Source organism: Parabacteroides sp. AT13, assembly GCF_002272965.1.
GTDB lineage: Bacteria > Bacteroidota > Bacteroidia > Bacteroidales > Tannerellaceae > Parabacteroides > Parabacteroides distasonis.
In genome coordinates this window covers 820,332-843,045 of sequence record NZ_NQMH01000002.1, presented here as the reverse complement: position 1 = coordinate 843,045, position 22,714 = coordinate 820,332, and the positions used below count along the sequence as shown (strand labels likewise).

The 22,714-nt window shown below is 42.0% G+C and carries 22 protein-coding genes; 14 read left to right on the top strand and 8 right to left on the bottom strand.

The annotated features are described in order from the left end of the window. Window positions 1-58 precede the first annotated feature (58 nt). A complete protein-coding gene (locus CI959_RS21590; RefSeq protein WP_008779843.1) occupies window positions 59-226 on the top strand; it encodes a hypothetical protein in 168 nt (55 codons plus the stop codon). Between the two features lie 88 nt (window positions 227-314). Here the strand turns inward: CI959_RS21590 and CI959_RS21915 are convergent, their stop codons facing one another. The 4 genes from CI959_RS21915 to CI959_RS21350 form a co-directional block, all read right to left on the bottom strand. Then, window positions 315-782, bottom strand: a complete 468-nt coding sequence (locus CI959_RS21915; protein WP_230323757.1) for a tyrosine-type recombinase/integrase — start codon at window positions 780-782, stop codon at window positions 315-317. Between the two features lie 44 nt (window positions 783-826). After that, window positions 827-1,357 (bottom strand): phage integrase SAM-like domain-containing protein, encoded by a 531-nt coding sequence (locus CI959_RS21910; RefSeq protein WP_230323756.1) that lies wholly within the window; start codon window positions 1,355-1,357, stop codon window positions 827-829. Between the two features lie 105 nt (window positions 1,358-1,462). Next, window positions 1,463-4,699, bottom strand: a complete 3,237-nt coding sequence (locus CI959_RS17895; protein WP_057317678.1) for an FAD-dependent oxidoreductase — start codon at window positions 4,697-4,699, stop codon at window positions 1,463-1,465. Between the two features lie 102 nt (window positions 4,700-4,801). After that, window positions 4,802-4,939, bottom strand: a complete 138-nt coding sequence (locus CI959_RS21350; RefSeq protein WP_138995458.1) for a sodium ion-translocating decarboxylase subunit beta — start codon at window positions 4,937-4,939, stop codon at window positions 4,802-4,804. A 681-nt stretch (window positions 4,940-5,620) separates the two neighbouring features. Here CI959_RS21350 and CI959_RS17880 point away from each other — a divergent pair. The 3 genes from CI959_RS17880 to CI959_RS17870 all read left to right on the top strand — a co-directional run bounded on the left by CI959_RS17880 (window position 5,621) and on the right by CI959_RS17870 (window position 6,923). Continuing rightward, window positions 5,621-5,929 (top strand): hypothetical protein, encoded by a 309-nt coding sequence (locus CI959_RS17880; protein ID WP_057317677.1) that lies wholly within the window; start codon window positions 5,621-5,623, stop codon window positions 5,927-5,929. 290 nt (window positions 5,930-6,219) lie between these two features. Continuing rightward, window positions 6,220-6,699 (top strand): DUF2975 domain-containing protein, encoded by a 480-nt coding sequence (locus CI959_RS17875; protein ID WP_010183028.1) that lies wholly within the window; start codon window positions 6,220-6,222, stop codon window positions 6,697-6,699. Between the two features lie 2 nt (window positions 6,700-6,701). Further along, the gene (locus CI959_RS17870; RefSeq protein ID WP_005862373.1) at window positions 6,702-6,923 is read left to right on the top strand and encodes a helix-turn-helix transcriptional regulator; all 222 of its coding nucleotides are present in this window, start codon (window positions 6,702-6,704) and stop codon (window positions 6,921-6,923) included. A gap of 356 nt (window positions 6,924-7,279) precedes the next feature. On the opposite strand, the gene CI959_RS17865 is transcribed toward CI959_RS17870, so the two are convergent. Together CI959_RS17865 and CI959_RS17855 are read right to left on the bottom strand one after the other, a co-directional pair. Then, window positions 7,280-7,630: a DUF1622 domain-containing protein gene (locus CI959_RS17865; protein WP_005857075.1), complete on the bottom strand. Its 351-nt coding sequence runs from the start codon at window positions 7,628-7,630 to the stop codon at window positions 7,280-7,282. Window positions 7,631-8,079: 449 nt separating this feature from the next. After that, window positions 8,080-8,313, bottom strand: coding sequence for a YecH family metal-binding protein (locus tag CI959_RS17855; RefSeq protein WP_005857071.1), 234 nt, complete (start codon window positions 8,311-8,313; stop codon window positions 8,080-8,082). Window positions 8,314-8,478: 165 nt separating this feature from the next. On the opposite strand from CI959_RS17855, the gene CI959_RS17850 reads away from it, so the two are divergent. After that, the gene (locus CI959_RS17850) at window positions 8,479-9,360 is read left to right on the top strand and encodes a DUF3078 domain-containing protein (RefSeq protein ID WP_005857069.1); all 882 of its coding nucleotides are present in this window, start codon (window positions 8,479-8,481) and stop codon (window positions 9,358-9,360) included. Window positions 9,361-9,428: 68 nt separating this feature from the next. Here the strand turns inward: CI959_RS17850 and CI959_RS17845 are convergent, their stop codons facing one another. Together CI959_RS17845 and rlmD are read right to left on the bottom strand one after the other, a co-directional pair. Then, the gene (locus CI959_RS17845; protein ID WP_005857066.1) at window positions 9,429-10,814 is read right to left on the bottom strand and encodes a transglycosylase SLT domain-containing protein; all 1,386 of its coding nucleotides are present in this window, start codon (window positions 10,812-10,814) and stop codon (window positions 9,429-9,431) included. Window positions 10,815-10,826: 12 nt separating this feature from the next. Continuing rightward, window positions 10,827-12,239, bottom strand: coding sequence for a 23S rRNA (uracil(1939)-C(5))-methyltransferase RlmD (rlmD, locus tag CI959_RS17840; protein ID WP_005857064.1), 1,413 nt, complete (start codon window positions 12,237-12,239; stop codon window positions 10,827-10,829). 606 nt (window positions 12,240-12,845) lie between these two features. Between rlmD and ppdK the strand changes: the two genes are divergently transcribed. From ppdK to CI959_RS17795, 9 genes are all read left to right on the top strand, one after another. Continuing rightward, window positions 12,846-15,566, top strand: coding sequence for a pyruvate, phosphate dikinase (gene ppdK / locus CI959_RS17835; RefSeq protein ID WP_005857062.1), 2,721 nt, complete (start codon window positions 12,846-12,848; stop codon window positions 15,564-15,566). A 380-nt stretch (window positions 15,567-15,946) separates the two neighbouring features. Continuing rightward, a complete protein-coding gene (locus tag CI959_RS17830; RefSeq protein ID WP_057317039.1) occupies window positions 15,947-17,041 on the top strand; it encodes a HAMP domain-containing sensor histidine kinase in 1,095 nt (364 codons plus the stop codon). Between the two features lie 58 nt (window positions 17,042-17,099). Beyond that, window positions 17,100-17,489, top strand: coding sequence for a LytTR family DNA-binding domain-containing protein (locus CI959_RS17825; RefSeq protein WP_005857058.1), 390 nt, complete (start codon window positions 17,100-17,102; stop codon window positions 17,487-17,489). Between the two features lie 4 nt (window positions 17,490-17,493). Continuing rightward, entirely contained in the window at window positions 17,494-18,147 is a 654-nt protein-coding gene (locus CI959_RS17820) for an FHA domain-containing protein (protein WP_005857056.1), read from the top strand. Between the two features lie 142 nt (window positions 18,148-18,289). Next, on the top strand, window positions 18,290-18,544 hold the full coding sequence (locus tag CI959_RS17815) for a hypothetical protein (RefSeq protein WP_005857054.1): 255 nt from the start codon (window positions 18,290-18,292) through the stop codon (window positions 18,542-18,544). Beyond that, entirely contained in the window at window positions 18,541-19,056 is a 516-nt protein-coding gene (locus tag CI959_RS17810) for an FHA domain-containing protein (protein ID WP_005857052.1), read from the top strand. The genes CI959_RS17815 and CI959_RS17810 overlap by 4 nt, the downstream gene beginning before the upstream one ends. A 12-nt stretch (window positions 19,057-19,068) precedes the next feature. After that, window positions 19,069-19,872: a PP2C family serine/threonine-protein phosphatase gene (locus CI959_RS17805; RefSeq protein ID WP_005857050.1), complete on the top strand. Its 804-nt coding sequence runs from the start codon at window positions 19,069-19,071 to the stop codon at window positions 19,870-19,872. A gap of 41 nt (window positions 19,873-19,913) precedes the next feature. Then, on the top strand, window positions 19,914-21,707 hold the full coding sequence (locus tag CI959_RS17800) for a serine/threonine-protein kinase (RefSeq protein ID WP_158593295.1): 1,794 nt from the start codon (window positions 19,914-19,916) through the stop codon (window positions 21,705-21,707). A 41-nt stretch (window positions 21,708-21,748) separates the two neighbouring features. Further along, window positions 21,749-22,705: a hypothetical protein gene (locus CI959_RS17795; protein ID WP_008779854.1), complete on the top strand. Its 957-nt coding sequence runs from the start codon at window positions 21,749-21,751 to the stop codon at window positions 22,703-22,705. The last annotated feature ends 9 nt before the right edge of the window (window positions 22,706-22,714 follow it).

The following is a 22,714-nucleotide window of genomic DNA, read 5'->3' as shown; positions in this document are numbered from 1 at the left end:
AGAAAGAGACAACTCTCAGAATGACGGATAAATAGTATAAATTCTATCTTGGGGTGACTTGGTGACCGATTACAATATCTATCAAGATTATCATTATAAGCTGACGGTGAATATCGCCGGCCCTAATAGTGCCGACCTCCGTGTAACGATAACAAACGGCAACGTGGCTGTCTTTGATGATGTGGACAATGTTGAGAATACCGTTAATTTTGGTGAAGAGAAATAGTATCCATTCTAAGGGCTGTGCAGGAATGCCTTGACGAATCTACCCTTTGGCATTCCTGCATGAACTATCTTAAATAAATGAGAATAACTTAGAGGCAATCGAGGAAATGAGCTTCTTGTATTTCTTGCCGATTGTCTCTTAAAGCCATCACCTTATTTTTACTTCTTTGTCGGGTGGAAGAGCTGCGAACCAAATTGTTCAACATATTATCGGAGGCCCTGTCTATTTTAGATACTGATATCCGGCCAAGATAGATCTCGATAGTCCGTAGGGACATATGTCCTAAGGATTGGCTGATAATGCCGATTTCCGAATTCGCCTCCAGCATCATGGAAGCCCAGCTATGCCGCATCACATAGGTAGTGAATGGCTGTTCGAAGTGTAATTGCTCTCCCATTTTCTTTAAGTGGCGGTTCACTCTCCGAAGCGCGGACTGAGCCGTGACTTCTCCCTCTCCGCTGATTTTCTCGTGTAAGAAAGGGAATATCCACGGGTTATTGAAACGCCGATAAGAGAATATGATGTTCTTTATCTCGGGGGTGATCTTTACTTGCATCGCTACGCCAGTCTTGCTACGTACGTAGTGGATATAATCATCGTTTATATTGCTGTGCGCAGATTAAAGACATCCACGAAGCACATACCTCTAGCGTAAAATAAGAAAAGAGCCAAGTGAAGGGCCGTACAGGCGTATGGGTTTTTGGGCCGCTCAAGAGTCGCCAGATTTTGTAGGTCGAGACTTGGCAAAGCCCTTTTCCGGGTGGGTGGGACCTTTATCTGCAGGCCAGAGAACGGGCTTTCTCTCGGAACATCCATTTGTTTATCTTGGGCGATCTTGTTGTACATTGTCTTTAGATTACGAATGTAGAAGTCCAAACTACCCGGTTTCAAGGGAGCCTGTTTCCCGTCTTCCCCTTGCATCAACCATAAAAGATAGTGATGAAGAAAATCGGTCGTTAAGTCGGCAAATATAAATTCCATTACCCTCGGACCTAAAAAGGTGGATAATTTATTCCATGCGCTTCGATAATTCCCAGCGGTTCTTCCTTTCCCCTCATCGATTTTACTATTGATCAATTCTTCTATACATTCCTGTAGCAAAGGAGAGTTGTCTGTTGTTTCTATATTCATATGATTACTATTTATGGATATAGAATAACGAAAATAGAAAAGATTGGTTTTATCAAAACCTCCCCTTACCAATTGTGGTAGAGGAGGCTTTATTTTATTTATAGTTTATTTGAAAGCTTTCTCACTAATTCCGTCTCCATCGAGCCTCAATCGCTCCATATAATCCGGAACGGTACGGCCTAACGCTTTATCTACGTATAGTTTAGCCAAGTATTGAGCGAGCATGAAGCCGTGACCTTGCAAACCTACGAATAGTCCGTTATCCGGATCGATAATGTAGCGAGGCTCTACATAATAACCGGACCATGTGGCTTGTACGGGTACTGTGGCTAACGATGGAATCCAATCGCAGAACACCTCGGAGATGATCTCCATGAAACGACGGGTATTAAACTTCAACTCATCAAAGTTGCTGATCTCCGCTTTAGCGTCGACAGCGGGGGAGGCGCAAGCGATAATCTGTCCGGTCTCGGCGAATTGCTGACCGTAGACAGCGGAGAAGTCGTTACGTTTCCGGCGGTCTATCAACATATCGAGGATATCCCCGTTTTTACCCAGATTCGGTAGGCGATGGGTAATCAACGCTTGGTGCTTGACCGGATAGAGGCCGGTGTAAAGGCCTAGCATGCGGGCGAAACGCTCGGCGCTATAACCGAGGGCGTTCACGAAATGATCGCATTCGCATTCGATGTATCGCTTATCATGCGTATATAATAAGACGTGATATTTTCTACCGTTTTTGTGTACTTCCACTAGGTGTGTGTCTTCCCAAACCTCACCTTGCCGCTCTTTGCCTTTGTTTCGTATAAAGTCTATCACACGCCCCGGGGTAGCTTGCCAACAATGCTGGGAGATTTGTGCGGCGAAATAGGTGTTTTGGTTCGTGTTGAAGTAGGGGGATACCTCTTTCTGAAAGTCTTTCTTGTCGATCAAATAAGCGTTGGACCAACCGCAGGAACGTTCCAGATCATTGTAGGTAGCCTCGTCGTGGGCGAACGTGATATAGCGTATCTCACGGTAATGGATATCGTATTCTTTTTGTGTCTCCTCGAATATCGTTTGGTTATTACGGGCGATCTCCGCTAATTCGGGGATCGAGAACGCTGGACGACCACCACCGATATTACGCCATGATGATCCTCGATCCGCATTAATAAGCACGGTCTTTTTACCGGCTTCCGCAAAATAACGGAACAATGCGCTACCACCTATACCTCCGCCGGCGATTAAGACTTCCGTCTTACGAACCTGCTTTCCAGAATCTACTTTATAGGTATCCGCTATCTGACGCTGTGGATACATTTCCCCTAGGACGAAGCGAGTAGATAGGGGAGCACGGGGGGTAGCGTCGCCTACCAGTTCGATACCTTTTTCCCTTAGTTTCATGCGTAGGCGGGGTATGCAGCGTTTTCCACGGCATGGCCCCATTCCTAGGCGGGTGATATGTTTTACCTCGTCGACGGAGATATATTTACGATCCCCAATGGCGGAAAGTAGCTCGTCCAAAGATACGTCCTCGCAATGGCAAACATAGGTCTCCGACTCACACTCCGGCTCTTGCTTGAAGTCGATCTCCTCCGGATAGTTTTCTTTTACGATGAATCCTGTGATATTCAATAAGGCATCGTTTTCCATTCCTGCCGCTTTCACACGGGCCACGTTTGTTTTTGTCGGCTTCTTTAATACTTTCTCAATGATACCTTCGCCTTGTTTCTTCCCGTTATCATCGACAAGCCACACCTCGGCACCTACTTCTACCTCGTATTCTACCGGTAAGAATAAGTTTTGCTTCCGGGTATCGTAGCCGAAAATAGCCAGCCCCGGACAATGGGATACGCATTGCATACAGCCGGTACATTTTTCGTAATCGATCTCGGGCGTTACGCTGGTGGAGCTTTTGGTGATTGCCTTTTGAGGACAAGCGAAAGAGCAAGGGTTACAAGCGAAACCGTATAAGCAATCCAAGCGAACGAAAGGGCGTTGGGCTTGACGCTCGGGAGTGGGCCTTGGGGACTCTTCCTTGATGCGGATCGGATGTTGCTGGGAGTCGATGTATTCCTTAGATATTTGTAAGTAATCGTTGTAGTTGAAACGTACGCCTAGCTCTTGGGCGATCTCATAAGCGGCTTGCTTTCCTCTTAGTACGGCGGTAGTACCTTCTCCGATCCGTACGGCATCACCTACGCCGGCACAACGTTTTCCAAATGTATATTGGCCTTTGGTTAGCAATTGGTTGTCGGGAATCAATCCTGTACATATATTAATGACATCAATACCATCGATCACTTTCTCTGTTCCCGGGATTGGCTTGAAGTTCTCGCATTCGCAGACAACCGCGCCGGTGATACCTGTCCGATCCAGGTTTGGAATGGCTTTCAAAAGCATATGAGAGGTATAAATAGGTATGCCAAGGCGGCGAATTCGATTCGCTTGTACCGGAAATCCACCTTCATGGGGCATCGCCTCTAAAATAGCCTTGACTTTCGCTCCGGCTTGCATCAATTGGTAGGACGTTAGGTAACCTATATTACCGGCGCCTACTGTCAATATGTTTTTGCCGAGTAACGTGAATTCAGCGTTCATCATTTTCTGTACGACTGCCGCTGTATAAACTCCGGGCACATCATCATTCTCGAAGGTCGGCATAAAAGGAACCGCACCGGTAGCGACTATCAAGGCTTGAGCTTCTACATAGAAATTTTTATGGTTAAGCATGTCTTTTACGGCGATACGCTTATTTTGTAGGATATCCCAGACCGTAGAATGTAAGAAAATACCAGAGTGGTCGTCTCCGGCTAAAGTTTTCGCGATATCGAAACCACGCATACCCCCAAAGCGCCGCTCTTTCTCGAAAAAGAAAAATGCATGGGTTTGCATCAAAAATTGACCGCCGATCTTATCATTGCTATCGATTACGATGCTGTTCAAGCCTAGTTCTTTTAAGGTTTCCCTACAAGCTAATCCAGCGGGGCCGGCACCAATGATGGCCACATCTGTTCGATAGATCTCTACCGGTTCTTCTCTGGGTTCTATTTGGGAATCTGTCGTATAATTCTGTACTGTTATTTCCGATACTTCCTTTACATTGTCTACTTTCGTAATACAGATACGCTTTACTTCTCCGTCTACCAGCATTTCGCAGGCGCCACATTTACCGATACCGCAATTCAGCGAACGATTGCGGCCATTTACGCTATGACTGTGTACTGGATAGCCGGCCTGATGTAAGGCGGCGGCGATGGTAAAACCCTTCATTCCCGTTACGGGTTTGCCATTGAATAAAAAAGTGTGTTCTCCCTCTTGTGGAATTGTTAAAATAGGATGATTAACGATTCTTTCCATAATTGCTATTGATTTAATTGGGCTAAAATTACGGATATAATTGGATAAATGTCCTAATTTTACTTGAAATCTATTCATGAAAAAGCGATTATCCCTAAAGATTTAGGAGTAATCGCCGTGTTTTACTTGAAATTTGTCGTTTTGAGTAACCGCTCCACCAACCATAGCGTCGGAAGCGCTTTCATTTAATGTTAATTCTAGTGCGCTAACGATAGGAACCGTTAGAAAAGTGTTCCTCATCCGCTTCCGCATTCATCCGGAAGGCAAAAAGCATTATCATAAACAATAATATAGAAAATAACTTCTTAATCATGCCTCAAACCGATCAATCATCATTTTTATCTTTGTTTGTAAAACAATTTGCAGCTTGAAATGTTTTATATTCAAACAGTCGATAAAAAGAAAAGCTCTCAGACTAAAAGAAATTACTGGTGAACCTTTTCAAACAATCTTCTGTTATACTATAAAATGACTCAGAAGTCACCTTGATAGTAGTCATCGTATAATAATTTGTTAGTAGTATTTGTTTTTTCATATAAGTAGAGTTTGTTATTTGTTTGGTCCGCATGTAGCTGTGAAGCTGGATGCGGATTTTTATTTGTTTCCGCATGGAATCTGGCTTTCAATAGAATTTAGATGGCTAAATATATCGTTTTTGTCTAACTCTGTTTGCTCAAAAACAGATAATTTGTTTCACAAATGTTTTACAAGGGTTATGGCAATGAATTGGGACTTTTGGGGCATAATTACCCAAAAATGTCCCATAAAATCCCGTAATATCCCAATTCATATGTTAATGCTAAAATATAAGATGTTGTGTGTCATGACTATCTGTAGATAGGCGAAATTTGGCATATCCGTTGTTCTATATCTATTGATTACGTTAATATGAATAGATTGTTTAATTAAAAATCAAGAGTCATGAAAAAGGTATTAGTTGCAGTAGTATTGATGATGGGTATTGGTAGTTTCAGCGCATTTGCCGCAGAGACAAGTGTTGATTCAGTGGTAATCGCTTGTGAGGTTAATCAAGATGACTTTGTTAAGGTCGAGGTAAAGGATCTTCCGGGAGTAGTTACGCAATCCATAGAGAAATCTTATCCGGATTCAGTGATCCAAGAGGTATATGTTGCGGAAAAGACTGAAGGGAAACTCTTTAAGGTGATTTTGGTAATCGAGGGCAAGGAGGCTATCGCTATCTTTAATGAAAAGGGAGAAGAGATGAAGTAGTTATTAATGAATAGGATAATCCAAGATAGAAATAAACTCTATATTTGTCCCAATAACCGTATGCAATGAGCGTCTACCACTTTTTAGGTAGGCGTTCTTTTTTTCTTCTATTCCCATTCTCCCTTCCAAATGGGAGATCATTGTACTTCGACACTACACTGGCGATTCAAGTCCAGATTTTTTAATTAGCTTGAGAAAGAGACTGTTTTTTGAATTTCGGTATTTATTTATTGATTATCAATAAATATTTGTTACATTTGCAACGTCGTTTAAAATTAACATCATACGTCATGAAAAGAATTTCAACAGCATTTCTTCAAACAGTTATTGTTCTTATCGGTATTGTGGCACTTATTATTTTGATTTGGTTTCCCTTAACTGAGGGACGAGCCACACACCTAGATTTATTTAGTACTTACGCTGATCCATTTATCTTATATGGATATGGAGCGTCAATGGCTTTTTTTGTTGCGTTGTACAATGCTTTTAGGTTGCTCGGTTATATTGGGCAAAATAAAGTATTTTCAACAAACTCTGTAAAGAATTTAAAGAACATAAAGCATTGTGCGATCTTACTAAGTATTTTAATCGTGGTGGCAGGACTATTTATAAGGTTGACCCATAATACAGAAGATGACCCCGCAGGTTTTCTTGCCATTTGTATCGTAACTACTTTTGTCGCTATCGTAGTTGCGACAGCCGTGGCTGTATTTGAAAAATTATTGCAAAATGCGATAGATATGAAATCAGAGAATGACTTAACAGTTTAATTATGCCTATTATTGTAAACTTAGATGTAATGATGGCAAAGCGGAAGATTTCTTTGAACGAACTTTCTGAAAGAGTTGGTTTGACATTATCTAACCTTTCTATCTTAAAAACGGGAAAGGCGAAAGCAATTCGTTTTAGTACCCTAGAGGCAATTTGTAGAGCATTAGACTGTCAGCCAAGCGACATTTTGGAATATGTAAATGATGAGAAAAAAACAACATAAGGAATCAACACTTTGATGCGGTTCAGTCTGCTTATTAGTATAATACAACTTTATGTAGTGCCTAACTCTTGTAAGAGTTTGTTATTTTGGATCCGCATGTAGCAGTGACGCTGGATGCGGATTTTTATTTTCTGTTTTATTTTGGCTATTGAAATTCATCAAAAGCATAAACATTATGACCTTTAATCTGGTTGTAATAATATAAGGTATTAGTTTAAGGCAATATATCCACTTCCGCTTCACCTGTGAAGGCCGAGCGGTTTGGTTTTCTAACTTTACTTCATGGCGTTTAAATCCTGTTCATGCAAGACTTAAGCGCCATTTTTCTGTACTTTCCCTTGAAAACTTTATGGGATCTACTCGGTATCTTTATTTTCAGTTTCTAGTTCCTTGATCTCTTTATTCAGAAAGACAGACAGAACTGTTCTCAGCACGACTATTCCACCTAAAATGGCCAATTCATTAAGTGTTGGCTCCAATACTGTTTTTAAGATATCTGACGCTATCAAAAATTCTAGTCCGAGAAGTAAGTATGTACCGAATACAGCTCTTAGTTTTCTTATGTTAGTAATGGAATAATTACCAGTAAGTCGCTTAAGCTCATTTCTGAAAAATGAGATGACTCCGATTAATGCACCATAGGTGACAATCAGAAGGCTTGTCACACTTATTATTGTCGCTAAGGTATTTAAAAAACCAGTAAGCATAAATAGACCATTTTATAACCATAACATAAAAGGCCTATAGAATGTTTGTTGGAAGGCCCGCAGGTATGGTAGGTTTTCGGACTCACACTTTTACCCGTATAGGATCAATCATGGATAAAAAACAACCTGATAATACAAAACTTGTAATAAGATGAGTGTTCTTAAAGTGAGTAATTATCTTTTAGGAAAAATGGATTATTTGTCACGTATAAAAAGTGATAATTCAAGTAAGATACTAAAGTATATAGAGTCTTTTGTCTGGATGATAAATCATGCGGGTAACCGTAGGCTAAGTTATGTCTCTGATAAAGATTATGAATTGATGCAAAAATTATTTGCGATTATTTATAGGAATAGTATTGTCCATTGAGTAGAATCGAAAGTCTTTTTTAACTTTAGGCTAAATCAAAAGAATTTAGCCTAAAGTCATTGATAGTGTCGTAGAATCTTTAATGATTACAAACCTTTGTAATATCTACCGTGAAACCATTTTCGATAGGCATGAATTTCCCCTTTTGTTTCAGAAATACGATTAACTCATCCGCATCCATATTTTCCGCCGAACAAGTATAGAAACGCTGATCCTCACCAAAAGTCTTAACGATCGCTTCTTTTAAAGAAGCTTCTGAATAACTATTACCCTCCATCATATGAAGGACTTCGTGTGCATGTAACTGTTCCATAAATCAAATTACTTAATTATCGGATACAAAAATAAGGGGTTTATCCATATAAAGGTGTAACAAATGTGACATCCTTTCAACTTTAGGCTTTTCTAAACAAAAATTAATCAAACCTGTTTAAATGATAGGACGTCTTATTTTTTAATAACTAAAATATATCACAATATGAAACGTATATTCTTCATGACATTGTTTGTCGCATTAACGACAATCACATATGGTCAAACGGATGATAAAGGATATGAGGAAGGCAAATGGGTACTGAAAGGTGTGACAGGTTTGAACTTGTCGCAAACGGCGATGTCGAATTGGTCGGCTGGCGGTGAGAACTCTGTTGCCGGAAATGCGTATCTGAATGGGGCATTAACACATAAAACCGGTGACTGGTTATGGGTAACCAATCTCGCTCTCGATTACGGATTATCAAAGACTAAATCGCAGGGAATGAGGAAAAGTACCGATAATATAACCCTGTCTACCCAATTAGGATATTCCACCAATAATGTATGGTATTATACGTTGATGGGAGATTTAAACACCCAGTTTGCCAAAGGATATAATTATCCGGATAAGACACATTATATATCGAACTTCTTTGCGCCGGCGTATTCGAATATCTCCGTAGGTATGGAATATCGTCCCAAAAGCAATTACTCGGTTTATCTTTCTCCGGCTTCCACGAAGATGACTTTCGTGGAGGATGATTACCTTTCTGAGTTAGGAGCTTTCGGGGTCGATCCGGGAGATCGCTTCAGAATGGAATGGGGAGCTTACCTGAAAGCTCGTGCGGAATTAACCGTGATGGAAAACGTGAACTTGATTACGACTGCGGACTTTTTCACTCCTTATAGCGATCAATTCGGAAATATCGATGTCAATTGGGATGTATTGATAAGCATGAAGATTAATAAATTCCTGTCCGCTACACTCAATACGACGCTTAAATATGATAACGACGTGAAAACTTTTGAGGATAATGGAGAGAAACGGGGGGCGAAGGTCCAGTTCAAGGAAATATTAGGCATAGGTGTCGCCTATAATTTTTAAGTGGCATTTACTTGCAGAAAATTCATAGTTATGACTACTTTCACTCATAGCTATGAATTTTTTTATAACTATGACTTTTTCTTGTAGTAATGATAACGCTCCAACACTTCCCGCACGTAATTATATGTTTCTGAGCCACGCAAGTATCCATGCTTGCAAACAGGATCGTTATAATACTCGGGATCATTTTTCAAACGAATATATTCCGCTACATTATTATCCCATTTATTGGGATCTTTTCCATATTTTCGGGCCAATCGCTGCGCATCGTAAATATGTCCGATCCCAGCGTTGTAAGCCGCTAGGGTAAACTTGACTTTTTCTTCAGGATCCGTAATCTCAGAAAAACCTTGACGGAAGCGCCGTAAACAATCTACTCCCGTACGGATTCCCGTATCCGGATCTTTCAATTCATGCGGGGTGACACCTAATGCCTTCGCTGTATTTGGCATGATTCCCATAAGCCCCTCGGCACCGGCCCACGATACAACCGTAGGATTGAAATGAGACTCTTGATAGGAAATAGACGCCAACAGCTGCCAATCCCATCCGATGTTTTTCGCATGTTTCTTGAATAAAGGGTCATACGGGGAAATATGTCCATTCTTTACCTCCGGAATATCTGCGGTAAAAGGTTGCTTGCTTAATTCAAAGTACCGCTTAGTAACTGCCTTGAAAGAATGTTTACCCGTTTTATCAGAAGCCCATTCATCGATGGCCTTCGCCAAGTCCGGACTACTTTTCCTTACCCCCCATGAAGAGCGTTGGGGAAAACTAACCTTTAGGTCGACATTGATATTCCAATAATAAGTCTTGTTTAGGCGGGCGGTGTTATCATCGCTGATCGTATAGGGAATTTCGCCCAAGGAGACCATCTCGATAAGATCTTCGGTAGCAATGGAGTCATTTTCCACTTTTTGGATATGGATTCCTCCGCCGAGTTCCTCATCCAAGTTCTTCAGTCGTTCGGAGTATTTGGTGTTAGGCTTTACGTAAACATTCTTATCGATTAATTGAGTGACATCGGTAAGAAGCTTATCGCCTTTATTGGCCCGTTGTATCAATACTTGACTGGAGATATCCTCCCGGCCGCAATAAATGACCTCTTGTTTCAGCTTGTTATTGATTGGGATAGGGTAGGCTACAACATCGACCTCGCCGGCTTCTAGCATCTCGATCAGACGGGCAGGATTCTCGGCGACCTTGATGTTTAATTTCAAACCTTGGCTCTTGGCAAAATCGTTTATCAGATCGTATTCGTAACCCATGGGTTGCATCTTATATTGGAAGTAGGAGGTAGAACTGTATAAAGTCACCGCCGTGATCTCGCCTTCCGCTTTCAGTTGCGGTAAATCCACGAAAACGGAAACGTCCTCTTTCTCCTCTTGTTTGTTACCGTTGCAACCATACAAGAAGAACAAAAAGAGCAGAAAGGGGACGTATTTCCTATACATTATATTATATGTTTATTTTTTCTCAAGCAAAACCACGTTCTCCACATGATGTGTATGAGGAAACATATCGACCGGACGGACTTTCTTGACGGAGTATTTCACGCTCAACAAACTCAAATCGCGGGCTTGCGTAGCAGGATTGCAGCTAACGTAAACGATACGTTCCGGCTCGGCGAAGAGAATAGTGTTGATCACATCATCATGCATACCGGCACGTGGTGGATCGGTAATAATAACATCCGGACGTCCGTGTTGGTTTATGAAATCCTGCGTAAGGATATCTTTCATATCACCGGCATAAAAAAGCGTGTTCTCTATATGGTTCAAGGCGGAATTCACTTTTGCGTCCTCGATAGCCTCCGGTACGTATTCGATGCCGATAACCTTCTTTGCTTGGCGAGAGACGAAATTTGCGATCGTACCTGTCCCGGTATATAAATCGTACACCATCTCATTTCCGGTAAGACCCGCAAATTCTCTAGCCACTTTATATAGATTATAAGCCTGTTCACTGTTTGTCTGATAGAAAGACTTAGGACCTACCTTGAATTGAAGCCCCTCCATCTCCTCGATGATATGATCTTTTCCCTTGAATACGAGAACTTCTTGGTCGGTGATCGTGTCATTACATTTGCCGTTGATGACGTACATCAAGGACGTGATTTCCGGGAATCGTTCCGCCAGATGAGATAATAACGCTTCCCTGCGCTCTACATCCTCATGGAAGAAAACCAATACGACCATCAAATCCCCAGTGGATGCCGTACGGATCATCAACGTACGAACGAATCCCTCTTGGTTCCGTAAATCGAAGAAAGGATATCCCTCATGAGATAGGCAATATTCCTTGACGCAAAGACGGATCTTGTTCGATATATCATCTTGCAACCAACATTTATGGATGTCCAATACCTTATCGAACATCCCCGGTATATGAAACCCGACACCATTCATGCAATCGAAAGAAGCACCGGACTGGATCTCTTCCTCCGTAAGCCATTTCTTGTTTGAGAAAGTAAACTCAAGCTTGTTCCGGTAGAAAGTCGTGCGCTCGGAACCTAAGATCGGAAGTTTCTCTTCCATTTCGACTTTCCCGATGCGGGTAAGATTATCGTAGACCTGTTTTTGCTTATAGTAAAGTTGTTCCTCATAGGGAAGATGTTGCCACTTGCAACCTCCACAGACACCGAAGTGCTCACAAAACGGCTCCGCACGTTTGGCCGAGTACTCATGGAAATATACAGGTTTCCCCTCCGCATAACTATTCTTCTTACGGGTCAGTTGAATATCAACCACGTCTCCCGGAGCGACGAAGGGTACAAATACCACCATATCGTTCACTCTCGCGATAGCCTTGCCCTCGGCGGCTACGTCCGTAATGGTTACCTTTTCTAATATAGGCAACTGTTTCTTCTTTCTTGCCAATGTCGTTAAGTTTTAAATTCGCTTCGCGAAAATACTTACAATTCCGCTAAGAACAAAGAGCTTCGTTCTATATACTTAAATGAGTCCGGCAAACAGTTCTCGTTATTCTATCAAGATTGATGAAGATATGATTATGGACAGAAAGGGATGTATAGTATGTGTTTATAAATCAATATATTGCAGTTTCTTAAAATTTCTTATAAGGAAAACTTTTGTTTTGCTATAGAAAAACTTTAGTTCCACTAGGGAGAAACTTTAGTTTCATGCTGTAGAAACTAAAGTTTCTTCAGCAAAAAACTCCTGAGTCTTCCTATTGGAAATAAATAGACACAAATAAAAGAAAAAGATCATATAATTATATGTAAGGGGCAAAGAGATAGGCGGGAAATCCGATGGGAAATGGAAGCGTCAACAAACTTCCGCACGCAAATGTAAGCATTTGCTGGATATAAATGGTAAAGAATAGTTGTAAAACATGTAAAAATCTTTAACGCTATTCGTGCTTGCAAAGTAGAAATAGCATATATTTGCAGCATTGCAAAGTTGAGATAGCAATATAACAGTTGAAATCAACAAAACTAGAATCTAAATTCAATACTGTCGAATATGGAAAGAAAAAGAGTTTACACGTTCGGAAATGGAAAAGCCGAAGGTAAGGCAGATATGAGAAATCTGCTGGGTGGTAAAGGCGCTAACCTTGCCGAGATGAATCTGATTGGTGTACCGGTTCCTCCGGGATTCACGATTACAACAGAAGTTTGTATAGAGTATTACGAGTTAGGCAAAGATAAAGTCGTAGAGTTGCTGAAAGCGGATGTTGAGAAGGCGATCGCTAATATCGAAACGTTAATGAACTCTAAGTTCGGTGATGTTGCCAATCCTCTGTTAGTTTCAGTTCGCTCCGGTGCCCGTGCGTCCATGCCAGGTATGATGGATACGATATTGAACCTTGGCTTGAACGACGAGGTAGTGGAAGGATTGTCTCGTAAGACGGGCAACGCTCGTTTCGCTTGGGACTCTTATCGTCGTTTCGTTCAAATGTACGGAGATGTCGTATTAGGCATGAAACCGACAAGCAAAGAGGATATCGATCCGTTTGAGGCGATCATCGAGGAAGTAAAGAAAGCGAAAGGCGTTAAGTTAGATAACGAGCTTGACGTTGAAGATTTGAAAACATTGGTCTCTAAATTTAAGGCAGCCGTTAAGGCCCAGACCGGACAGGATTTCCCGACTTGCGCTTATGAACAATTGTGGGGCGCTATCTGTGCCGTGTTCAATAGCTGGATGAATGAGCGTGCTATCCTGTATCGTAAGATGGAAGGTATTCCAGACGAGTGGGGAACGGCGGTTAGCGTACAAGCCATGGTATTCGGTAATATGGGCGATACTTCCGCTACAGGCGTTTGTTTCTCTCGTGACGCGGGTAATGGTGAGGACTTGTTCAATGGCGAGTACTTGATTAACGCTCAAGGTGAGGATGTTGTAGCAGGTATCCGTACCCCGCAACAGATTACGAAGATCGGTTCACAACGTTGGGCTGAACGTGCCGGAATCTCAGAAGAAGAACGTATCGCTAAATATCCGTCCATGGAAGAAGCCATGCCGGAAATCTATAAGCAATTAGACGCTATCCAAGAGAAATTGGAAGATCATTATCGGGATATGCAAGATATGGAGTTTACCGTACAAGAGGGTAAACTTTGGTTCTTGCAAACCCGTAACGGCAAACGTACCGGTGCCGCTATGGTGAAAATCGCTATCGACTTATTGCATCAAGGCATGATCGACGAGAAAACAGCGTTGAACCGTATCGAGCCGAATAAACTGGATGAGTTGCTTCACCCAGTATTCGATAAAAAAGCCGAGAAACAGGCGAAAGTATGGGTAAAAGGTTTGCCGGCTTCACCGGGTGCCGCTACCGGACAGATCGTATTCTTCGCTGATGATGCCGCTAAATGGCATGCCGATGGCAAAAAGGTTGTCATGGTCCGTATTGAGACTTCTCCGGAAGACTTGGCCGGTATGGCTGTCGCCGAAGGTATCCTTACCGCTCGTGGAGGTATGACTTCTCACGCCGCTGTCGTGGCTCGTGGCATGGGTAAGTGCTGTGTATCCGGCGCTGGTGCCTTGAATATCGATTATAAGAACAAGACTGTAGACGTCGATGGCGTAACCTTGAAAGAAGGTGATTATATCTCTATCAATGGTACGACCGGGGAAGTCTATGTAGGACAGGTCGAGACGAAAGCGGCAGAGTTGTCAGGTGACTTCGCGGAGCTAATGGCTTTAGCCGATAAATATACAAAATTACAAGTTCGTACAAACGCTGATACGCCTCACGACGCTTCGATCGCTCGTAGCTTCGGTGCCGTTGGTATTGGCCTTTGCCGTACGGAGCATATGTTCTTCGAAGGTGAGAAGATCAAAGCTATGCGTGAGATGATCTTGGCCGAGGACGCTGAAGGTCGTAAGAAAGCGTTGGCGAAGATCCTTCCTTATCAGAAAGAGGACTTTAAGGGTATCTTCAAGGCTATGGCCGGATGTCCTGTTACCGTTCGTTTGCTCGATCCTCCTTTGCATGAGTTCGTTCCTCACGATTTGAAAGGTCAAGAGGAAATGGCTGAGACAATGGGCGTGTCCGTTAAGGAGATCCAAAAACGTGTGGAATCTCTTTGCGAGCATAACCCGATGTTGGGTCACCGTGGTTGCCGTCTAGGTAATACATATCCGGAAATTACGGAAATGCAGACTCGGGCCATTTTAGGTGCCGCTTTGGATTTGAAGAAAGAAGGTATTGAGGCTAAACCGGAAATCATGGTACCATTAACAGGAATCTTATATGAATTCAAGGAACAAGAGAAGGTGATCCGTACCGCGGCCGAAGAGCTATTCAAGGAAGTTGGCGATCGTATCGAATTCAAGGTAGGTACGATGATCGAGATTCCTCGTGCGGCATTGACAGCGGATCGTATCGCTTCCAGCGCCGAATTCTTCTCATTCGGAACGAATGATTTGACTCAGATGACATTTGGTTACTCTCGTGACGATATCGCTTCCTTCTTACCGGTTTACTTAGAGAAGAAGATTTTGAAGGTCGATCCGTTCCAAGTACTAGACCAAAATGGTGTAGGACAGCTGGTTCGTATGGCAACTGAGAAAGGTCGTGCCATCCGTCCGGATTTGAAATGTGGTATTTGCGGCGAGCATGGTGGTGAGCCTTCTTCCGTTAAGTTCTGCCATAAAGTTGGCTTGAATTACGTATCATGTTCACCTTTTAGAGTGCCCATAGCTCGTATCGCAGCGGCGCAAGCGGCTCTAGAAGACTAATCAAGGGGTTGATTTTTAATAGTTTAAGCACACGGTAGACAGGAGGGTGGATTGAGTGATCAATCTACCCTCTATTTTTTTATAGTCATATGGTATAATCTTATATATCAGGATATTGAAGTGGAGGGGAAGGCAACAAAACGACTAGTTTAATCGTTCGTTTTAATTAGTCGTTTGCAAATATCGCAAAAAACATTTACTTATGAAAGTCAAAAAGACTTTAGAATATAATTTTGATGCGGTTTTTGGGGTATTTTACTAAACCTATATGTTCCCTATAAAATAATCGATATAAACGACTAATTAAAACGAACGATTAATTCATTCGTTTTTTATGGCTAAACCCTCTTTTTGCATAAATATAATGAGAACGGATATATATGAAAACGACATTAGGCATAGAGTTCGAGCCTTTTTTTCCTCAGATAAGTCATCGTGCCAAGATCGGCTGCGCAAAGTATGATTTGTCCACTGGGGAAGGAGTGGCGATGGAACAATGGTATCTGAATATGGGTGAAGTTCCGGGAACTCCATTGAGCCAGATAGTAGGCATATATTCCAATGTCAAGCCAGAAGACCGTGAATGCTTGAAAACTTCCTTGAGCCGACTTGTCCACGGAGAAACTGATCATGATCAACGGGAAGCCCGGGTCAAGGATGGCGAGGGATGGAAATGGATTCGTCTGGATATAATGGAGGCGGGTCTGGAGAAATCAAGCCCCATCCTATTACTGATGAATTATGATATATCTGAACTGAAAGCGATGGAAGAACGAATGCTGAAGGCCGAGAAATCAGAGCGTTTGAAATCCTCCTTTTTGGCAAACATCAGCCATGAGATCCGCATGCCATTAAACGCTATTGTCGGATTCTCTTCTCTTTTAGGGGATGAAGAGGATGGTGAGCTAAGACAAGAGTATATTAATCTTATTCAGACCAATAATGAGTTATTATTGGGTATCGTTAATGATGTATTGGATCTGGCTAAGCTCGAGTCTGGTACCATGACCTTTGATTTCATGGAATTTGATCTAAGACAACTTATTGTAGAAACGGTAGCTTCTTTCCAGATCAAAGTACCGAGAGGGGTAGCTTTGACCTATCCGGAATCTTTGAATTCCTTTTTATTACGCTCTGACCGTATCCGTTTGAAACAAGTTCTTGGCAATTTTATAACAAACGCAATAAAGTACACCTCTATAGGTAGCATCATCTTGTCATATCAAGCCATGGAGAACGAGGTTCTGTTATCCGTGACCGATACGGGGGAAGGAATGTCGGAGGAAATAAAACTTCATGTGTTCGATCGTTTTTATAAAGGACGAAACCAAAAGCAAGGCATAGGGCTTGGACTTTCTATCTGCCAAAATATAATTGAAAGGCTGGGAGGGCGTATCGGTGTCTCTTCTGAGCAGGGAAAAGGCTCTTGTTTTTGGTGCACTTTACCAATCTTTCCCCCAAAAGATACCTATTAAATAAAGAAAATACCGTATATTTGTTTTTGAAAGAGAAACGAAAAAACAATTTCTACGTATGGAGCGGTATTTAATTATAAAAACAAGGGATGAGTTGTTGCGCATTAAGATTGGTCAGATCCTTTATTTTGAAGCAGACAGGAACTATACGAAACTATTGTTGTCAAATGGCATCCAATTTACCTTCGCTATAAATATCGGAAAAATAGAAGAGATCTTAGAGAAGCAGGTCGCTGGTTGTAACAAGATATTAATGCGTGTCGGAAAAAGTCATATCATAAATAAAAATCATATCTTACAAATAAATCTCCCTAAGCAGCGTTTATTATTATTGACGGAAGAGGGTAAGCCTAAAGAGTTGGTAATATCCAAGGATCCGTTGAAAGTGCTGAAAGATAATCTTGAGAAGGAGATGGGAAAGCCTCAAGAGGAAGAGGAAAAGGAATAAGACGATGATTATAAAGATAGGAAAAGCAAAAGACAACGATTTTATTGCAAACGATCCTCATGTAAGCCGCCATCATGCCCGTCTGATACGTGAGGATGGTGGCAACTTATTATTGGAGGATACGGGATCTACTAACGGTACGTTCGTGAATGGTGCCCAGATCGTAAAGAAACGTGTTACTCCTACGGATCATATTCGCTTGGGGGATAGCTATGTATTAAATCTTTCCGAGGTGCTTAAATACAATAATGATTATAGCGATGAATTTGCCGCATTGAAAAAAGTCTACGATGATTATATTCAAGCAAAAGTTAAGATTCAATCCTCTAATCAGTTTAAGACCAGATTATTTCAATCCTTACCATTTGCTTTGCCCGGAATAGTGGGGGTCGTGATAGGCTTCTTAGGGAAAGGTAGCCCGGAGCTATTCGGCATCAGCCTCCTGATAACGATTTGTGCCCCTACGGTAGGAATCTATCTAGGAGCCAAGCAGTCGGCCAAGATTCCCCAGCAATTGCAGGATATCGCCAATCAATTTAAGATAGACTATGTTTGCCCGAAATGTGGGACATTCTTGGGTGAGATCCCTTGGGAATCATTGAAAAACCGAAAGCAATGCCCAGTTTCTTCCTGTAAGGCCAAATGGGTGAGAGAATGAGCCTTTTCTTTTCGTATAGTAAAACAGCCTCTTTTGTACATGAAACCCAAATGTTTGATTATAAGAGAGAATAACAAGTTTATTAATCCATTGCTTTTTGTACTTTTGTTTTCGGAATATTAATATATTAGGAACAAAGGTTATGCAAGAAGAGGAATATACATTCGTAACTTTAGACGGCAATGACGTCATGCCAGCGGATGCTGTCATAATAGACGTGGAAGGAGGAGGTGTCGACCTAGGCGACGCCATAGTTATAGACGATAGTAGCATCGAGTCTTTCGATCATTCAGACTTTATAACATTGGCGGACGATACGGTTATGCTTTCCGATACAGATATGATGGATCTGTACTCTACGGATATGGATGGCGCAGATATTTCGTTTATCGTATGATCGCAGTTAAATGTCCACATTGCCATGTAGGATTAAAGGTAGCCGAGGGGAAGATTCCCCTCGGCATTACCTCCTTTAAGTGTCCGAAATGCAAAGAGCCTATTCCTTTGTCCTTATTATCCGAGAAAAGTAATCATCAGGAAGTCGATTCCGATACGATTTTAGTGACACCTGTCAAGACTGGAATCGGCAGACTGACGGTTCTTCCAGACGCCGATACACCTGAACAAGCGTTTCCTCTTCACGAAGGGAAGGTTGTCATTGGCCGGAAGTCGAACGCCTCACAAGCTACGATGCCAATTATCACGGCTGATCGCACGATGAGTCGCGAGCATATTTGCATTGAGGTGAAAAAAGATTCAAAAGGTGGATATAAACATTTCCTTACCGACAATAATAGTAAAAACCATACGTTATATAATAACAGTTACCTAGAGAATGGCGAGGTGGTCGTGCTCAATGATAATGACGAGATTATTATTGGTCGCACCGTCTTACGTTTTAATGAATAAAACTCATTTGTTATGATTATAACGATCGGTAAGCCATGTGCTATTACGGAAAAAGGAGGCAGATCGAATAACGAGGATTCCATTTACCCGCTTCCCGAACAAGTGACCCTTGACCAAAAATTGTTTATGGTTTGCGATGGTGTGGGTGGAGCCGAGAAAGGGGAGGTAGCCAGCTCATTAGCTTGCGAGTCCATACAAACTTTCTTTTCTACGTTCCTAAAGGATGATCCCACGCCAGAGTTTATCCATAAAGCCGTACATTATGCGGAAGTCTGTTTCGACTCCTATGTTCAAGAGCATCCGGAAGCGATGGGTATGGCTACTACGCTCACCATGGCCTATATCGCTTCTTCCGGAATCGTATTGGCTCATATCGGAGATAGCCGGATCTATCATCTGAGGAAGGGGGAGATTTTATATCAAACAGAAGATCATTCATTGGTAAATTCGTTGGTTAAATTAGGTAAGATCACTCCGGAAGAAGCGTTAACCCACCCCCAGCGGAATGTGATTATCCGGGCTATACAAGGCACTCATACTCCAACAGAAGCGGACATTATTACCTTGAACGATATTCAACCCGACGATTTCCTCTTTCTTTGTACGGACGGGGTTCTTGAAAGACTGAAGAATGAAAAGATCGCAGAGATATTTAATGGTCGTTTATCTGTTCCGGAAATAAAGGACGCTCTCATGGAAGCCTGTGACGGCAAGACTCGGGATAATTTTTCTTTTTATATCATAACTATTCAAAAAGTGGAAGATAGCATGGGTTTTAAGCAAAATATTCTCTCTTTTCTTTATTCTTTTATATAAATAACGTACTTTTGGCAGATTAAATGGAATTATTCAAGGTTATGAATCTGCCAGACGGACATCTTCTTCAAAACGGAAAATACAGACTTACTCATGTGGTTGGTCAAGGTGGTTTTGGCATAACCTACAGAGGAGTTTGGTACACAGAGGTTAAAGGATCTTTAGGTACCGTAAAGACGGAGGTCCCTATCTGTGTCAAGGAATATTTCTTCAAGGATTATTGTTATAGAGAACCCGGTTCCCAAGCCGTAAAAGTACATTCGGAGACGGGAAAGGTCTTATTTAACAAGTTCAAGGAAAAACTGATCAAAGAGGCAAAGATCCTATCGGAAGTTCACCATCCCTATATCGTAAACGTGTTGGAGGTTTTCGAGGAAAACAATACGGCTTATATTGCCATGGAGTATATTTCCGGCTTCTCGCTAAAATATATGCTTGAGAAAAACGGGATATTGCCCGAAGCTACGGTCCTTAAATATGTACGGCAAATTGGCGAGGCGTTACAATTCGTTCATGATAAGAGTATCTTGCATCTGGATATCAAGCCTAGCAATATCTTGATCGATAAGAACGGGAACGCCCGCTTGATCGATTTCGGAGTCAGCAAACGTTACGATATCGAGCAGGAAGAGACCAGCACTACGATGTTAACCCTTTCTAAAGGATTCGCATCCATAGAGCAATACGATAACGAAGGAACACAAGTGTTCTCGCCCCGTCCGGATATTTATTCCTTGGGAGCCACGATGTATAATCTGTTAACGGGAACAATCCCTACAGAATCTATACTACGTGCCGCACGTCCTTTGCGAAACCCCTCTGAAATCAATGCGGCGATCAGCCCGAAAACAGAGGCTGTTATCATAAAAGCGATGCAAATCATTCCTGCGGATCGCTTTGAGACGGTGGGCGAGATGTTGGCGTCTTTGGATTTTTCTCAAGCGGAAAAGGAAGTTCAGGTTGTCCCAAGTCCATCTCCCGAGATTGTGAATGAGGAAACAACGGTGGTTTATTCATCACCTGTAGATTCTAAATTAGTAGGATCGGATGATGAAGAGACTGTTGTCAATGTGGCTAATCCACCTGCCGTGGAGCCAATAACAGAAAAGAATAATTCCAGAAAGAAAATAATTCCTATCGGAATCGCTATATTTGTCGTTGTAGGATCCGCTACGGCTCTTTTAGTGCATAGCAATAGGCCCACAAAAGAGGTTGTCGAGAGTATTGATTTACCTTCAGCTGTGGAGCCGGATAGCAATGTCTCAAAAGAAGTAGAAATGCCAGATCACCCAGTTCTACATACGGAACCTCCTATCTCTGAGATAAAGAAAGCGGAGAAACAAGAGCCTAAAGTGGAAGAGAAACGACCTATGGAAACAGAGCATACGATAGAAGAGAATGTTCTCCCGGATCAGCCATCGGAAAATGAGATGAATGAGAAATATAACTCGTTAATCGCCTCCGGTAAGGAAAAAATGGCCAAAGCTGATTATTCGGGAGCTAAGAAAGATTTGTCGGAGGCAAAGGATACGAAACTTACGGAAGAGGTAGTCCGGTTGATTATCGCTTGCGATGAGAAAACCGAGGAGAAACGTATAGCGGACAAAAAGGCCCTGTATGAGGAGAAAATGGCTTTCGGACGATATAAGATCGTACGCAAGAAGTCAAATAACAGATACGGGGCGATCGATTCGAAAGCCGAGGAACGTATTCCTTGCAAATACCTAAGTGTCGGTATCGCGGATAACGGCCGGGCATTCGAACGGGAAGACAATTTGTTTGATATTTATAATTCTGACGGATCATTGATTAGCGAAGGCCTTACTTATTATTGATTGTAATATTATGAACAACTAAACATGTATTTACCTATTATATGAAAAGACTTTGGATATTGATGATATGTGCGGTATTTCCCCTCGGACTGCTGGCGCAACAGCGTACGGAATACAACCGTAAGGGAGATGAAGCGATGAAACGTCTTGATTATAGTGACGCTAAAATGTGGTACGAGGAAGGCGTATCGCAATGCGACGCATACAGTATTGATCAGCTGACTACGATTTGGCTTTCCAACGAGCGAATGCGGCCTTCCATGCGTAGCTTGATGAATAAATGTTTAAACTGCCTGACGGTCAAAGCTACGGAAGATGATCCGGATGCCATCTCTAAATTAATCATTTATTATTCGGAAGGTATCGGAACCCCTAAAAGTGAGGAGCTAGCAACCTATTGGAAAGAATACCAAGAGATATTGTTAAAGCCGGCGGAACCGGCGGCCCAACCAATAGATTCCGCGGCGGTATCCCCTAAGAAACGAATGGAGTTTTTCGCGGGATACTCGTATTCGATCGAATCTCCTTATGGAATCACGGTAGGAGGTATGGGGCAACGCTTCGGTTGGTATGTCCGTTTCAAGACGAATATGTCTTTTATGAATTATACGGACGAATGTAATAACCAAGGGCAGATTATTAAGTTCTCTAATTCGGAAGGGGAATCTTATGAGCTTAATACAGGTAAATCCTCGAAGACAAATAGTATAGCCGGAACGGCCGGTTTAATCGTAAAATGCTTTCCGTGGTTATATGCCTCCGTTGGTTTGGGATATGGTGAAAGAGCTTTACTACATTCGTTCACGACCCATTCCTATGAAAACTACGACAGTACACGAGAGGTATGGTGCCGGAATATTGATTCCTCATACAAAGGGGTCGCTGCCGAGGTTGACTTGATGATGAAAATAACGAACTCTGTATTTATTAGCGTTGGATGCAACACGGTTAATTTTAAGTACTTGGATCTAAACGCTGGCTTAGGTGTATTCTTTTAATATTGATTA

Excerpts from the sequence above, each read along its gene's own strand:
- CI959_RS21915 (WP_230323757.1), bottom strand. The coding sequence starts at position 782 with ATGCAAGTAAAGATCACCCCCGAGATAAAGAACATCATATTCTCTTAT.
- CI959_RS21910 (WP_230323756.1), bottom strand. The coding sequence starts at position 1,357 with ATGAATATAGAAACAACAGACAACTCTCCTTTGCTACAGGAATGTATA.
- CI959_RS17895 (WP_057317678.1), bottom strand. The coding sequence starts at position 4,699 with ATGGAAAGAATCGTTAATCATCCTATTTTAACAATTCCACAAGAGGGA.
- CI959_RS21350 (WP_138995458.1), bottom strand. The coding sequence starts at position 4,939 with ATGAGGAACACTTTTCTAACGGTTCCTATCGTTAGCGCACTAGAATTA.
- CI959_RS17880 (WP_057317677.1), top strand. The coding sequence starts at position 5,621 with ATGAAAAAGGTATTAGTTGCAGTAGTATTGATGATGGGTATTGGTAGT.
- CI959_RS17875 (WP_010183028.1), top strand. The coding sequence starts at position 6,220 with ATGAAAAGAATTTCAACAGCATTTCTTCAAACAGTTATTGTTCTTATC.
- CI959_RS17870 (WP_005862373.1), top strand. The coding sequence starts at position 6,702 with ATGCCTATTATTGTAAACTTAGATGTAATGATGGCAAAGCGGAAGATT.
- CI959_RS17865 (WP_005857075.1), bottom strand. The coding sequence starts at position 7,630 with ATGCTTACTGGTTTTTTAAATACCTTAGCGACAATAATAAGTGTGACA.
- CI959_RS17855 (WP_005857071.1), bottom strand. The coding sequence starts at position 8,313 with ATGGAACAGTTACATGCACACGAAGTCCTTCATATGATGGAGGGTAAT.
- CI959_RS17850 (WP_005857069.1), top strand. The coding sequence starts at position 8,479 with ATGAAACGTATATTCTTCATGACATTGTTTGTCGCATTAACGACAATC.
- CI959_RS17845 (WP_005857066.1), bottom strand. The coding sequence starts at position 10,814 with ATGTATAGGAAATACGTCCCCTTTCTGCTCTTTTTGTTCTTCTTGTAT.
- ppdK (WP_005857062.1), top strand. The coding sequence starts at position 12,846 with ATGGAAAGAAAAAGAGTTTACACGTTCGGAAATGGAAAAGCCGAAGGT.
- CI959_RS17830 (WP_057317039.1), top strand. The coding sequence starts at position 15,947 with ATGAAAACGACATTAGGCATAGAGTTCGAGCCTTTTTTTCCTCAGATA.
- CI959_RS17825 (WP_005857058.1), top strand. The coding sequence starts at position 17,100 with ATGGAGCGGTATTTAATTATAAAAACAAGGGATGAGTTGTTGCGCATT.
- CI959_RS17820 (WP_005857056.1), top strand. The coding sequence starts at position 17,494 with ATGATTATAAAGATAGGAAAAGCAAAAGACAACGATTTTATTGCAAAC.
- CI959_RS17815 (WP_005857054.1), top strand. The coding sequence starts at position 18,290 with ATGCAAGAAGAGGAATATACATTCGTAACTTTAGACGGCAATGACGTC.
- CI959_RS17810 (WP_005857052.1), top strand. The coding sequence starts at position 18,541 with ATGATCGCAGTTAAATGTCCACATTGCCATGTAGGATTAAAGGTAGCC.
- CI959_RS17805 (WP_005857050.1), top strand. The coding sequence starts at position 19,069 with ATGATTATAACGATCGGTAAGCCATGTGCTATTACGGAAAAAGGAGGC.
- CI959_RS17800 (WP_158593295.1), top strand. The coding sequence starts at position 19,914 with ATGAATCTGCCAGACGGACATCTTCTTCAAAACGGAAAATACAGACTT.
- CI959_RS17795 (WP_008779854.1), top strand. The coding sequence starts at position 21,749 with ATGAAAAGACTTTGGATATTGATGATATGTGCGGTATTTCCCCTCGGA.